Annotated in this window: 12 protein-coding genes; 7 read left to right on the top strand and 5 right to left on the bottom strand. The window is 62.5% G+C overall.

The features are described 5' to 3' along the window. Nucleotides 1-13 precede the first annotated feature (13 nt). Nucleotides 14-1,162, top strand: a complete 1,149-nt coding sequence (dgoD, locus tag AC1DWF_RS03130; protein WP_476841445.1) for a galactonate dehydratase — start codon at nucleotides 14-16, stop codon at nucleotides 1,160-1,162. Nucleotides 1,163-1,228: 66 nt separating this feature from the next. On the opposite strand, the gene AC1DWF_RS03135 is transcribed toward dgoD, so the two are convergent. The 4 genes from AC1DWF_RS03135 to kynU form a co-directional block, all read right to left on the bottom strand. Beyond that, on the bottom strand, nucleotides 1,229-2,269 hold the full coding sequence (locus AC1DWF_RS03135; RefSeq protein ID WP_476782856.1) for an amino acid ABC transporter permease: 1,041 nt from the start codon (nucleotides 2,267-2,269) through the stop codon (nucleotides 1,229-1,231). Next, nucleotides 2,266-3,417, bottom strand: coding sequence for an amino acid ABC transporter permease (locus AC1DWF_RS03140; RefSeq protein WP_476841446.1), 1,152 nt, complete (start codon nucleotides 3,415-3,417; stop codon nucleotides 2,266-2,268). The genes AC1DWF_RS03135 and AC1DWF_RS03140 overlap by 4 nt, the downstream gene beginning before the upstream one ends. 25 nt (nucleotides 3,418-3,442) lie before the next feature. After that, nucleotides 3,443-4,477, bottom strand: coding sequence for an amino acid ABC transporter substrate-binding protein (locus AC1DWF_RS03145; RefSeq protein ID WP_476782858.1), 1,035 nt, complete (start codon nucleotides 4,475-4,477; stop codon nucleotides 3,443-3,445). A gap of 140 nt (nucleotides 4,478-4,617) precedes the next feature. Next, on the bottom strand, nucleotides 4,618-5,865 hold the full coding sequence (kynU, locus tag AC1DWF_RS03150) for a kynureninase (RefSeq protein ID WP_476782861.1): 1,248 nt from the start codon (nucleotides 5,863-5,865) through the stop codon (nucleotides 4,618-4,620). 170 nt (nucleotides 5,866-6,035) lie between these two features. On the opposite strand from kynU, the gene AC1DWF_RS03155 reads away from it, so the two are divergent. From AC1DWF_RS03155 to AC1DWF_RS03180, 6 genes are all read left to right on the top strand, one after another. Next, complete coding sequence (locus AC1DWF_RS03155) at nucleotides 6,036-6,788, top strand: GntR family transcriptional regulator (protein ID WP_476782859.1); 753 nt, start codon at nucleotides 6,036-6,038, stop codon at nucleotides 6,786-6,788. A gap of 61 nt (nucleotides 6,789-6,849) precedes the next feature. Beyond that, entirely contained in the window at nucleotides 6,850-8,526 is a 1,677-nt protein-coding gene (locus AC1DWF_RS03160) for an amidohydrolase (RefSeq protein ID WP_476782860.1), read from the top strand. Nucleotides 8,527-8,558: 32 nt separating this feature from the next. Beyond that, a complete protein-coding gene (locus tag AC1DWF_RS03165) occupies nucleotides 8,559-9,434 on the top strand; it encodes an alpha/beta hydrolase (RefSeq protein WP_476787866.1) in 876 nt (291 codons plus the stop codon). A gap of 572 nt (nucleotides 9,435-10,006) precedes the next feature. After that, entirely contained in the window at nucleotides 10,007-10,858 is an 852-nt protein-coding gene (gene exbB / locus AC1DWF_RS03170) for a tonB-system energizer ExbB (RefSeq protein ID WP_476841447.1), read from the top strand. Between the two features lie 11 nt (nucleotides 10,859-10,869). Continuing rightward, the gene (gene exbD / locus AC1DWF_RS03175) at nucleotides 10,870-11,328 is read left to right on the top strand and encodes a TonB system transport protein ExbD (RefSeq protein WP_476784226.1); all 459 of its coding nucleotides are present in this window, start codon (nucleotides 10,870-10,872) and stop codon (nucleotides 11,326-11,328) included. Next, nucleotides 11,325-12,218 carry a TonB family protein gene (locus tag AC1DWF_RS03180; RefSeq protein WP_476784227.1) on the top strand — a complete coding sequence of 298 codons (894 nt, stop codon included), beginning with the start codon at nucleotides 11,325-11,327 and terminating at the stop codon, nucleotides 12,216-12,218. The genes exbD and AC1DWF_RS03180 overlap by 4 nt, the downstream gene beginning before the upstream one ends. Before the next feature lie 146 nt (nucleotides 12,219-12,364). On the opposite strand, the gene AC1DWF_RS03185 is transcribed toward AC1DWF_RS03180, so the two are convergent. Then, entirely contained in the window at nucleotides 12,365-13,315 is a 951-nt protein-coding gene (locus tag AC1DWF_RS03185; RefSeq protein ID WP_476784228.1) for a helix-turn-helix transcriptional regulator, read from the bottom strand. Between the last annotated feature and the right edge of the window lie 320 nt (nucleotides 13,316-13,635).

Here is a 13,635-nt window from a genome sequence, read left to right on the forward strand (position 1 = left end):
TGGGGCCGACACCATGAAGATCACAGCGTTCAAGACCTACATCGTTCCGCCACGTTGGCTGTTCCTCAAGATCGAAACCGACGAAGGCATAAGCGGCTGGGGCGAGCCGGTCGTCGAAGGCCGCGCCCACACCGTCGAAGCAGCGGTGCACGAACTCGCTGACTATCTGATCGGCAAGGATCCGAGGCTGATTGAAGACCACTGGAACGTCATGTATCGCGGCGGTTTTTATCGTGGCGGGGCGATCCTGATGAGCGCGCTGGCCGGCGTCGACCAGGCGCTGTGGGACATCAAGGGCCGAGCGCTCGGCGTTCCGGTGCACGAGCTTCTGGGCGGCCGCTGCCGCGATCGCATCAAGGTCTACTCCTGGATCGGCGGCGACCGGCCTTCGGAAGTGGCTGATGGCGCTCGGGAAGTCGTCTCCCGCGGCTTTACCGCGCTAAAGATGAACGGCACCGAAGAGCTTCAGATCGTCGACAGCCACGACAAGATCGATGCGGCGGTCGAGCGCGTCGCCATAGTGCGCGAGGCGGTAGGCAAGCACATCGGCATCGCTGTCGACTTCCACGGCCGCGTCCACCGGCCGATGGCGCGGGCTCTGGTCAAGGAACTGGAGCCGTACCGGCTGATGTTCATCGAGGAGCCGGTGCTCAGCGAAAACCGCGAAGCGCTAAAGGAGATCGCCGCACTTTCGTCGACTCCCATCGCGTTGGGCGAAAGGCTCTACAGCCGCTGGGACTTCAAGAGCGTGCTTCAGGAAGGCGTGGTCGACATCATCCAGCCCGAYCYSTCGCATGCCGGCGGCATCACCGARWSSCGCAAGATCGCGGCSATGGCSGAGGCCTAYGACGTTGCCGTGGCGCCCCACTGCCCGCTCGGGCCGATCGCGCTCGCCGCCTGCCTCCAGCTCGACGCGGTGACCTACAACGCCTTCATCCAGGAACAGAGCCTCGGCCTTCACTACAACAAGGCCAACGACCTGCTCGACTACGCCAAGAACAAGGACGTCTTCCGCTACGAGGACGGCTATGTCGCGATCCCCGATGGCCCCGGTCTTGGGGTCGATGTCGACGAGGACTATGTCAAGGAGCGCGCCAAGGAGGGCCACCGTTGGCGCAACCCGATCTGGCGACATGCCGATGGTTCGTTCGCCGAGTGGTGATCGCAGCTATGCCTCGTCAACAGTGGGGACGAAGCACCGGCCACGTTGAGAGCAGCAAGACTACTATCAGCCATGTTGCAAACGTCGTTCGAGCGAGCGGCTGTAGCGTGAGATGAACAAGCAGAACGCGACATAGATCAATGCGACGAAGATGTAGCCTTCGAGCGCGAAGCTGCGCCATTGCGGGTCGCCAAGTGCCTGCTTGGTAGCGAGCAGCAGATCGGTGAGGCCGACAATGCCGACCAGCGACGTATCCTTGAACAAGCCGATGAAAAGGTTGGCGATGGCGGGTATGGCATGACGCAACGCCTGTGGCACCACGATCAAAAGCGAGGTCTGCCAGTAGGTCAGGCCAAGGGCTTCGGCTGCCTGCCCCTGCCCTTCAGGAACAGCCTGGAGGCCGCCGCGGATGGCTTCGGCGAGGTAGGCGGCACTGAATAAGGTGATCGCTGCGAGCGCGCGCAACAACGCGTCGACCTGTACCTTGCCGGGCAGGAACAGCGGGATCATGAACGAGGCCATGAAGAGCACTGTGACCAGCGGGACGCCGCGTACCATTTCGATGAAGGCGACGCAGATTGACTTGACGACGCGCAGGCGCGACCGGCGGCCAAGCGCCAGCACAACAGCGAGCGGGAACGCTCCGACCATGCCGCCAAGCGCGAGGAAGACGGTCAGCGGCAGGCCGCCCCACAGGTCGGTCGGTACATATTCTAGGCCAAGTGCGCCGCCGCGCATCAGCACGATGATGGCGGTGACGCCGATGGCCCAGCCGGCGACGACGGTGCGCCAGCCGAAGCGCAGCGAGCAGCTGGCAAGCACCAGGACGATGGCCAGCGCCAAAGCGGCGAGCGGGCGCCACTGTTCGGCATAGGGGTAGCGGCCAAATAGGATCAGCCGATACTTTTCGTGGACGAACGACCAGCAGGCACCGCCATTGGCGCGGCAGACGTCCGGGGCGGCGGCGACCCATGTCGCATCGATGAAGGCCCACCGCAGCAGCGGCGGCACATACATGACGAATGCGGCGACCATCGCCAGCGTCAGCAGCGAGTTGCCGACGGAGCCGAACAGGCGCTGGCGCAGTTTCGGGACGGCTACGCTCATTTCATACCCACCAGCGCGACACGCGCATTGTACCAATTCATGAAGGCCGAGATCGACAGGCTCATGGTCAGATAGACGGCCATCAAGATGGCGATGACCTCGATGGCCTGACCGGTCTGGTTGATGATCGTATTGCCTATCGACATCAGGTCGGGATAGCCGATGGCGATGGCCAGCGAGGTGTTTTTGGCCAAGTTGAGATACTGGCTGGCGAGCGGCGGCACAGCGACCTTCAGCGCCTGCGGGATGATCACCAGACGCAGCGTGTGGGCGCGGCTGAGGCCGAGCGAGGCTGCTGCCTCGGACTGGCTGCGGCTGACCGACATGATGCCGGCGCGCAGGATCTCGGCGATGAAGGCTGCGTTGTAGAGCGACAGGCCGATGAGCAGTGCGGTCAGCTCCGGGGTCACCAGTCCGCCGCCGGAAAAGCCGAAGCGGGTCGGCTCAGGCACGTCGAAAGGCGTTGTGGCGGCAAGGAACAGCAGCGCAGCCATCGCCGGGCCGAGCAGCAACACTGCGCGCGGCCACAATAGCGCGGGCGCACCGGTCAGGTCGGCGCGGCGGCGCGACCAGAAAACGTAGGCTATGGCGGCGGCGGCACCTCCGATCAGCGCGCMAAGGACAAGGCCGGCGCCCGAATGCAGGATGGGAAAATGCAGGCCGCTTTTGGCAAGGTACAGTCCGGGCAGAAGCTGCGGCGCAGCAGATGCGGCCGGCAACATCTGGGTCAGCACCGCATACCAGACATAAAGCTGGAGCAGCAGCGGCACATTGCGGACAAGCTCGACATAGGTGGTGGCCAGCGGCTTGACGAGCGGGTTGCGCGACAGCGAAGCGACGCCCACGACGGTGCCGACGACGGTCGACAAGATGATGCCAAGGATAGCGACGACCAGCGTGTTGAGCAAGCCAACGATTAGAGCCTTGGCGAAGGTGGAGCTGGCGCTGTAGGGAACGAAGCTCTGGCCAATTTCAAAGCCGGAGGCCTGCCAGAGGAAGCCGAATCCGGTGCGGATCGAGCGTTCTTCGAGATTGCCGATCAAGTTGATGGCGAGGAACGCGATGATGCCCGCGACGAGCGCGAGCACCATCACCTGGGTGGCGATAGCGCGAAAGGCCGGATCGCTCCAGCCTCCCGCCGAACGCATTGATTGAGTTGCGCCCGTCATCGTCTCATCGCACGGGAAGGGCGTACATCTGGCCACCTTGCGACCACAGCGCGTTGGCATTGCGCTCCATGCGCAGTGGCGTCTTCGGGCCGACATTGCGTTCGAAGATCTCGCCGTAGTTGCCGCCACGCTTGATGGCGCGATAAGCCCAGCCGGCGTCGAGGCCAAGCTTTTCGCCCATGTCACCGGACGTGCCGAGCAACCGCTGGATAGCCGGATCCTGGCTATCCTTCATGCTGTCGATATTGGCCTGCGTGATGCCCTTTTCCTCTGCCTCGATCAGCGCCATCAGCGTCCACTTGGCGACCGTGTACCACTCGAGATCGTTGCGGCCAACGACCGGACCGAGCGGCTCCTTGGAGATCATCTCGGGCAGAATCTGCCAGTCGTCTGGATTCGGCGCGTCGGAAGCGCGGACCGACGACAGATACGACATATCGGCGGAGAAGGCCTGGCAGCGACCGGAGAAGAAGGCGGCGCGCGCCTCGTTCTGCGATTCGAACACGACCGGAGTGAACTTCTTGCCGTGGGCACGGAAGTAGTCGGCGAGGTTGAGTTCGCTTGTGGTGCCGGTGGCGGTACAGATGCTGGCGCCGTCGAGATCGAGCGCACTCTTGAGATCGAGCGACTTGGGTACGAGGAAGCCCTGGCCGTCATAGAAATAGACCCCGGCATAGAGCAGACCAAGCGAAGCGTCGCGGGTCAGCGTCCAGGTCGCAACGGTGGTCAACAAGTCGATTTCGCCGGACTGCAGGGCGGTGAAACGCTGCTGGGGGCTGAGCGGAACGAACTTCTCCTTGGCAGCGTCGCCAAGCACCGCCGCCGAAACGGCACGACAAAAGTCGGTGGTCAGGCCGGTCCACTGGCCCGAGCTGTCGGCAATCGAGAACCCGCCGATGCCGGTGGATACGCCGCAGACGACTTCGCCGCGCTGGCGGATGGCGTCAATAGTCACCCCCGCCTGCGCAGGCGGGGTGATACCGGCGGTGGCCGCCATCAGCATGGCGCTGGCCAGGCCGTTCTTGAGCAGATTGTACATTGGATTTCCCCTCCCTTGATACTCCGCGTCACCCTTGGCCATGGCAGCCAAGGGTTGCGGAAGTTGCCGCCGCCCTCTGGAACGGCGCGATCCGGTTCGACCGGCATGGATCGGCGCGCCCAGTGAGGCGCGCCGATGTGTCAGGTAACGGCGCGGCGCGTGGCAAAACGCTCGTCGCGCCAGCTTCCGGACCTCATAACATCGTTGAAGGCATCGGCCGCACGGTAGACGTCGGCGAAGCTGAGGTAGGCCGGCGCAAAGCCGAAGCGCATCATGTCGGGGGCGCGGAAGTCACCAACGATGTTGCGCGCAATCAAGGCCTGGATCACCGAGTATCCATTCTCGAAGGCAATCGAAACCTGGCTGCCACGAAGCGAGTGGTCGCTGGGGGTCACCACCGTTGCCTTGTGAGCCCGGCACGTCTCACCAACGAGTTCGATGAACACATCGCTCATAGCCAGGCTCTTGGCGCGGATGTCGGCCATATCGACGTCTTCGATGGCGGCAAGGCCGGCATTGATGGCGCGCAACGACAAGATCGGCTGGGTGCCGCACAAAAGGCGGCGCGCGCCATTGTCTGGGCGGTATCCGACCTCGAACGCGAAGGGTGCGGCGTGGCCCCACCATCCCGTAAGCGGCTGGCGCAAGGTCGCCTGATGGCGGGTGGCGGCATAGATGAAAGCAGGCGAGCCCGGGCCACAGTTAAGGTATTTGTAGGTGCAGCCAACCGCGAGATCAGCGCCGGTATTGTCGAGCTCGACCGGAATCACGCCAGCGCTGTGACACAGATCCCAGACGGCAATAGCTCCAGCCTCGTGGATGAAGCGAGTGAGGGCCGCCATATCGCGCAATTCGCCGGTCTTGTAGTCGACATGGTTGATGAGAACGACGGCAGTGCGCGCGTCGATCAGATCCTCGATCCTGTCGGCATCGACGCCTTCGAGTAGCAGTTTAATGTCCGGAAGGCCGGCAACGACGCCCTCCGCGACATAGAGGTCGGTCGGGAAGCTTCCGGCTTCGGCGACGATCGTGGTCCGGCCAGGACGCAGCGAAAGGCCTGCGTGCAGAGCCTTGTAGACATTGACCGAAACCGAGTCGCAGGCGACGGTCTGGCCAGCGCCTGCACCAATCAGCGCGCCGATGCGGTCGCCCAGGTTGTCGACGAGCGAAAACCAGCCGGCATCGTTCCAGCTGCGGATCAGACCCTCGGCCCATTCCTTGCGCACGGCGGTTTCGATGTCGTCGAACGCGGCGATGGGAGCGGGGCCGAGCGAATTGCCGGCAAGGTAGACCATGCCTTGAGGAAGATGGAAGCGCCCCTGCAGGTGACGCAACGGGTCTGCCGCGTCGCGCTGTTCTATCTCAAGCGGCACACTGGCCACGTTCATGGATACTGCCTGGTTCATCGCGCCTCTGCTGTCGTCACTGCGGGCCCCGCCGTTGCGCCTCGCCTTGGTTTCGATCATTCTGACTCCTCTCGAAGATGTCAATAGATATATATAATTCGACTTCCCAGCGTATCTTATATATAACAGGCTGGATTATATGAGGGGCACATATGGACGGACCCGAGGTCGCCACCAAGGCAGAGTTTGCGTATCGCACCCTGCGTCAGGAAATCCTGGAAACCCGGCTGCTGCCGGGTGCACCCCTCAAGCTCGGCGCCATGCGCGACGCCTATGGCATTGGCTGGACGCCGCTGCGCGAGGCGCTATCGCGGCTCGAAGCCGAACATCTCGTCATTTCGAGCGCCAACAAGGGCTACACCGTCGCGCCGGTGTCACTTGATGAGTTGAGCGACCTGACCAACGCCAGGCGCCTTGTCGAACTGCCTATGCTGGCGGACTCCATCGCCAATGGCGGCGAGGAATGGGAGACAGCCCTTGTGGCTGCCCATTTCCGCCTATCGCGCTGCAAGCCGCCGGTGGAAAACCCTGAGGAGCATGTCATCACCGACTGGAAGGAGAGGCACGAGGCTTTTCACCTCGCGCTGCTTTCGGCAAGCAAGTCGCCGTGGCTGATGCGCTTTTACATGCAGATTAAGGACCAGTTGCGCCGCCACCATCGCATTTTGGCTATCACGCCTGGCCTTGCGGCATCAAAGGGGCCGGAATGGCGCGAAAGCACAACTTACCATGCGTTGCGCTCCGCCTTGGCGCTCGAGCCCCATACCGAGCTGATGAACGCAGCGCTCGATCATGACGTCGACCGCGCGGTCGCACTGTTGGACGCCCACATCGAACTGACCAAGCTGGTGTTCGTGGCGGTCGATATCACGACAAACCCGACCTTGGCGCCTGAGCAGCTTTAGGGTGCCGGTCGCCACTTCCCTTGTTTGCGACATCAGACACCAGCAGATTTCGAGGACTTCCATGGCCACTGCGTTTTCCAATTGCAGCCCGACGCTCGTACTGCTCAACGGCAAGGTTGTCGCTGACGACGGCATCCATGAAGCTGTGGCGATCACCGGGCAGCGCGTTGCCGTCTTGGGCACATCGGCTTCCATAGGAGCGCTGGCGAACCCAGGCACCGAGATCGTCGATCTTGCCGGACGAACTGCCGTGGCAGGGCTTATCGACGGACATGCCCACATGGATCGCGAAGGCCTGAAGAGCACGCTCCCATCGCTGTCGGGTTGCCATTCGATCGAAGACATCGTCGAAAAGATCGCAGCGATTGCCGCCACCAAAATGCCTGGCGAGTGGATCGTGACGATGCCGATCGGCGAGCCGCCGAGCTATGAGGACGTGCTGTCGGGCATCGCGGAAAACCGCTTCCCAGACCGTTGGGATCTCGACCGCGCAGCGCCAAACAATCCGGTCTATGTCCGCTCGATCTGGGGTTACTGGCGCTCAACCCTGCCGCTGGTCTCGATCGCCAACAGCGCGGCGCTCAGACTGGCCGGCATCAACGCGACGACGGTTGCACCGACCGAATCCATGGAAATCTGTCGCGATGAGGCGACGGGCGAGCCAAACGGCATCTTCATCGAAACCAACAAGATGCCGGTGGTCGAGCTATCGCTGATGCGGCAGGCGCCGCATTTCACCCCGGCCGAGCGCGTCTCGGCTCTGGCTGCCTCGATGCGGGCATACAACCGCGCAGGCACGACCAGCGTGTTCGAGGGCCACGGCGTCGCTTCGGAAGTGCTCGACGCATACCGCCAGGTTCGATCTTCGGGCCAGCAGACGGTTCGCGCCTCTATGATCTTCAGCCCTGCGTGGGGTTCAACCTCACCCGACGATTGCCGTGCACTGCTTAAATCCTGGGGCCATTGGCTGGCCGGCCGCGGGCTCGGCGACCAGTGGCTGGGCATGGCAGGCCTCTATGGCGAGATCGACAACTCGGTGGAGCGCGAATTGCGCAGCGCTGCCTTTCCGCAGACGGGATGGGCCGGCTTCCACTACAACTCGTCACTGCCACGCGATGCGCTCAAGACAGTGCTTGTCGAGGCTGCCCGCAACGGTATCCGCGCCGTCGGCATCCTGCCCAACATGCTCGACCTATTTGCCGAGGTCGACGAAATCGTGCCGATCTCCGATCAGCGCTGGGTGCTCGGGCACATCGTCAGCCTCACGTCGGACCAAGTGAAGCAGGTTGCCGATCTCGGCCTCGCCGTCACCACCCATTTGAGCGCCTATCTCTACAAACGCGGCAGCGAGTTGGTCGAAAAATTGGGCAAGGACCGAGCCAGCGAGATCGTGCCGTTACGTTCGTTGCGCGAAGCCGGCGTGCCAATCTCGTTCGGCAGCGACAATGTCCCGCTCAGCCTGTTTCATTCGATCGCCCATGCCGTCAGCCGTCGCGACCGGACTGGGGCGCTGATCGCACCCGACCAGGCGCTGACGCGCGAGGAAGCGCTCGAGTGTGCCTCGCTCGGAGGTGCCGCACTAACTTACGAGGAAGAGGAGAAGGGCAGCATCGCCGTGGGGAAACTGGCGGATCTGGCGGTGCTTTCCGCCGATCCCCTGACCTGCGCCTCAGACGAGCTGGCGCTGATCGAAGCAGAGCTCACCATTGTTGACGGTCGCGTCGTTTATCGGCGGTGAACCTGCCCTTTTTCCGATACTGAAAGCCAACCATGAGCCAAACAACCGCTGCCCCGGTATTCCTCGACTACGACCAGGCTAGGCTTGACCTCAATTACAACCAGAGTGCCTGGGCGCCCAATGCTGGCGAGATTATCGCCTGGTATCGCAGTGCTTCAATTGCCGCGCATCAAAAGCTGGCCCCCCTTAACCTTTCCTATGGTGACGGGCCGCTCGAACGGATCGACCTGTTTTCGGTGCGTGAGGCGAATGCGCCGCTGGTTGTTTATGTTCATGGTGGCGCCTGGCGCGCGCTCAGCGGCATGGACAGCGCGTTTGCTGCCGAGGCCTTCGTTGCTGCCGGGGTCAATTTTGCGGCGCTCGATTTCGCTAGCATCCCTGACGCAAGACTGCCCGACATGGTGGGACAGGTGCAGCGTGGGATCGGCTGGCTATCGCGCCATGGAGGCGAGTTGGGCTACGACGTCGGTCGTTTGGTTGTCGCCGGTCATTCGTCCGGAGCGCATCTTGTCGCGGCTGCACTCTGTGTCTCGACCGACAGCCAGATCGCGCCTGGCACCGTCAGCGGGGCTGTCTGTGCCAGCGGTGCCTATGATCTCGAGGCCCCCATGCTGAGCGCGCGCGGGGCCTATCTGCAATTAAGTTCCGCCGAGGTCGATACCTTCAGTCCGGTTCGGCATCTGGAGCGTATCAGCTGCTCGATGATCGTTGCCTATGGCGACGGCGAAACCGATGAGTACTGCCGGCACGCGAAATCTCTGCACGCCGGGCTGATGCAAGCTGGCAAGGCAAGCCAGCTCATTGTTGCCAAAGGCCAGAACCACTTCGAGTTCAGCCGGACGCTGGCCGATCAGGACGGCATTCTGTTTCGTGCCACATTAGATCTAGCGTTCAACGGAATTGGCTGACGGCGCCGGCAGTCAAACATCTGAAATGGATAAGTAAAAGCCGTCGCTGGCGCGGCAATCTCGTTTTAGCCGCTGTCCGCATGCGTGGAGCAATGTCGAAAGCCGCTTGCCTGCCGCGCGGAGCGATGGGCTGGAAGCGGTAGAAGCCAAGTAAGAAAATGTGGACGCGTGCCCGCCTCTGCTTTCTTGATAATCACACTCAACAATGTTAGAGGCCGGCTCTGGCGGTGTCAGGTGACGCGACCGCCTGCAACGACCTCGAAACCACCTTGGTTTGCGATCGGGAGACGTGGGATATGCGGGACAGCTGGGCTATCGAGACCGCCGGCAGTGCTTTTCGGTCGAAGGCTCTGCGCCGGTACGCCGTGGCCTTAGGCGTATCATTGTCCCTGGCCTTGCATACAAGCGCTGCCCTGGCGCAACAGGCTGCACCGGCAAGTGCCCCAACCTCTGTCACGGTGCCTGGCCAGAATCTTGACAGCGCACCAGCGGCGGACCTTGCTGGTGAGACGACGCAGCCACCAGCTCAGGCTGACCCCTCCGGCGCGGCTGCCGCGCCCATCAACACCCCCATGACGCCGACCGCCCCCCTTGGCGATGTCGCCGGGAATGCCAACCCGGCCGGCATGGCCGTTGGCGCACCTGCCGACACCAACGTCCCCAAAAGCGTTTTGCCGCACGACCTATCGCCATGGGGCATGTTCATGGCGGCCGACTGGGTGGTCAAAGGCGTGATGATCGGCCTTGCCTTCGCCTCGCTGATGACCTGGACGGTGTGGCTTGCCAAGTCGCTCGAGATCGCCGCCAGCAAGGCGCGGTTGAAAAAGGCGCTGCGCGGCATTCTCCATGCCCGGAGGCTTGAGGATGCAGCTCAGGCCCTTGGAGAGCGTGCAGGTATCGGCAGTGTGCTGGTTCGCGCCGCCGTTGAGGAGATGGAAATGTCGGGCCATGAGCTCGGCTATGGCGACGCCTCAGGCATCAAGGAGCGGGTCGATTCGCGCCTGATGCGCATCCAGGCGCAGGCCGGCCGCCGCCTCAGCCGCGGCACCRGTGTGCTCGCCACCATCGGTTCGACAGCGCCATTCGTCGGCCTGTTCGGCACCGTCTGGGGCATCATGAACTCGTTCATAGGCATCTCGGAGTCCCAAACCACCAATCTGGCGGTTGTCGCACCTGGTATCGCCGAGGCGCTTTTGGCAACCGCTGTCGGCCTGATCGCAGCCATCCCCGCCGTTGTCATCTACAACGTCTTTGCCCGTTCGATCACCGGCTATCGCCAGGGACTGGCCGACGCTGCTGCAGGCGTGCAGCGGCTCGTCAGCCGCGATCTCGACCGACAGCCGCAGCAGCGTTCCGAGCGTTCGAACCCGACCAACGAGCCGGTGCGCGCCAACGGCCGGCTTACTCCTGCTGTAGCTGTCTAGGAGACGGATCAATGGCTGGCGGCATCAGACAATCGCCTGACGAGGACGACCTCCAAGAAAACCACGAAATCAATGTGACGCCGTTCATCGACGTCATGCTGGTGCTGCTGATCATCTTCATGGTTGCAGCGCCGCTGGCGACAGTCGACGTCAATGTCGACCTGCCGGCATCGACGGCGACCCCTTCACCGCGGCCGCAAGAGCCGCTGTACGTGACCTTGAAAGACGACCTCAGCCTCGCCATCGGCCAGGACACCGTGGTCCGGCCCTCTTTCCAGCAGGAGCTCGACCTGCGCGCCAAAGGCGATAAGCAAAGCCGCATCTTCCTGCGTGCCGATCGCGGCGTCGACTATGGCGAGCTGATGGAGGTGATGAACCTGATGCGCGGCGCCGGCTATCTCAAGATAGCCCTGGTCGGCCTCGAAGCCGTACCGACAGCACCCGTGCCAACGACGGGCCAGCCGCAATGAGCATGGCACAGCACGACGATTTCAGCTTCGGGGATGTCAGCCGTCGTGAAGCCGTGCTCTGGTCGGCGGCAGCGGCGGTCATTGTTTCCGTTCACATGGCCGGTGCCTGGTACCTGCATCAGCAACCTGCCATGACGATGGACGAGCCGCAGGGGCAGACGGCGGTGATGATCGACCTTGCACCGATGGCGCTCGCGCCGGAGGCGGTGCCGCAAGAGACATCGGATCTTGTCGACTCCCGGGCCGCAGAAAGCGTCGAGCCGACGGAAACCATCACGCCCGATCCGGTCGAGCCGGAGCCTACGCCTGTCGAGGAAGTCGCCCAGGAAGTTCCCGAGCCGGTGGAAGAAATCGCGGAGAGTGAGCCCGTCGAGGAGGTCGTGCCAGATCTCGTCGAAGCGCCGCTTCCGGAAGTGGCGATGGCCATTCCCGAGCCGCGCCCGGAGGTCGAAAAGCCCAAGTCCGTAGCCAAGCCGGTGCGTGAGAAAAAGAAGACTGAGAAGGAGCCGGTCAAGCAGGCCAAGGTCGAGAAGAAACAACCGGCCAACAGTCCGGCGGCCCAGAAATCGGCGCAGGACAGCGAAACCACCCGCGCAGCAGCCGCAGGCCAAGGCGGCGGTAGATCGATGTCTACCGCCCAATGGAAGGCAAAGGTCTTGAGCCGGATCGCCAGGCAAAAACGTGATGCGACTGGCAACGGATCAGTCCAGATTAGTTTCACGTTCACTGCCGCCGGCGAAATCCTCTCAGCTTCAGTCGCCTCTTCCTCCGGTAACCCGAAATTGGATCAAATCGCTCTTAAGATGGTGCGCCGGGCTTCACCGATACCGGCGCCTCCACCTTCTACGCCCCTATACCTGGTATCCCCTATTACCTTCAAAGCCCGCTGATCCGGGCCGACTCCCTGGCGATCTCGTGCGCAGAGCCTCCCGGCCGCTCCGCCCCTATATTCGCACGCGCCTCAATGGCTGGTGGTGTTCAGTTGCGGGCTTGGATGTCGCGGGCCGACTGGCGATACTTTGGACAGGTCGACGCCCTAGCTTCGCCCGTCCTGCGGCAAAGCCAGCGCCTCGCGGGGGGTGATGCCGAACTGCCGCCGGAAGGCAGTAGCGAAGTTGGCCGGGTTCGAATAACCAGCAATGGCGCTGGCTTCCTGGACGCTGGTCTCGCCACCCTTCAATACTTGGAATGCGCGATCGAGGCGGAGGCGGCGGACGTATTCGAAGACACTGTGACCTTCCGACATGCGGAACAGGCGTTGCAGCCCGCTGGCGCTGATGCCGGATTCGCGCGCGATCAACTCGACGCTCAAAGGCGCGGTCAAACTTTCAGCAATCAGGTCCTTTGCACGCCTGAGACGGATGATTTCATGGCTGCGCAGGATTGAGCCCGGGACGGCTCGGCGGTCGGTATGCATGACCGCTGAGATGGTTTCGGCTACGATCTCGACGGCGCGACCTTCGAGATAGAGATTACGCAAAGTGGGCGAAAATGCTTGCGGCGTGACGATCTGGCGGATCAATTCGGCAACGCGCGGTGTAGTCGCCCAGCGATGATCAGCGAGATTGTCCTTCAGCAGCCTCATGGCCACGCGCTCGTCGCCCATCTCTTCCATGCCGTCGATATTGAGCCATTCGGGCGTCGCCGAGACAACGAGATGGCGTACATGCTGATGCCCCACCGATGCCCGTTCGAAGCTTTCGGCGCCAGAACTCATGATGGCCGCGCCTTGTATGACACCGCGCTGATCGCCCTTGAACTCGAAGCGGCGGTCGCCGATTTTGAGGTCGATCTTGCCATCGAGGAAGAAGATGCAGGACAGCTCCTCGCGCTGGCGCGAGGTCACTGTAAAGTCGCGCTCCTCGACAGCGTCGCTGACATGCAGGAACAGGCCATGGCGTAGCTCCTGACGCAGGTACTCGCCATCGATGAGCGTGTCTTCCATCGATAGCCGGTCGTCTTGGCTGTCAAGAACAACGCCGTCCATTTGCATGAAATCGCTGACCCGGACACGCTTTCGGCCGCTCCGGGCCAAGCTATGATCGCTTAAGCCCGACCTCATTGATGATGCCTTTCCAGCCCCTCGGGCATGTTTCTCTGGATATGCCGCGGCCGGCCCACGCGATCATGGCGCTGGGGCGCAATTTCGTTGGACCGCAAACGTTTCTGATCGTCGCGYAAAGGTTCCTGCGTTGTCAGCCATGCCATGGTGCCCTAGTGAATAGGTTAACTTGATTATAATAGTCAAGTTTTTGAACTGGCGCATCGGCACCAAACCGATGAGCGGATTTGTGGTGAGAGCGCCTT

The organism is Aminobacter sp. P4_D5 (genome assembly GCF_056401815.1).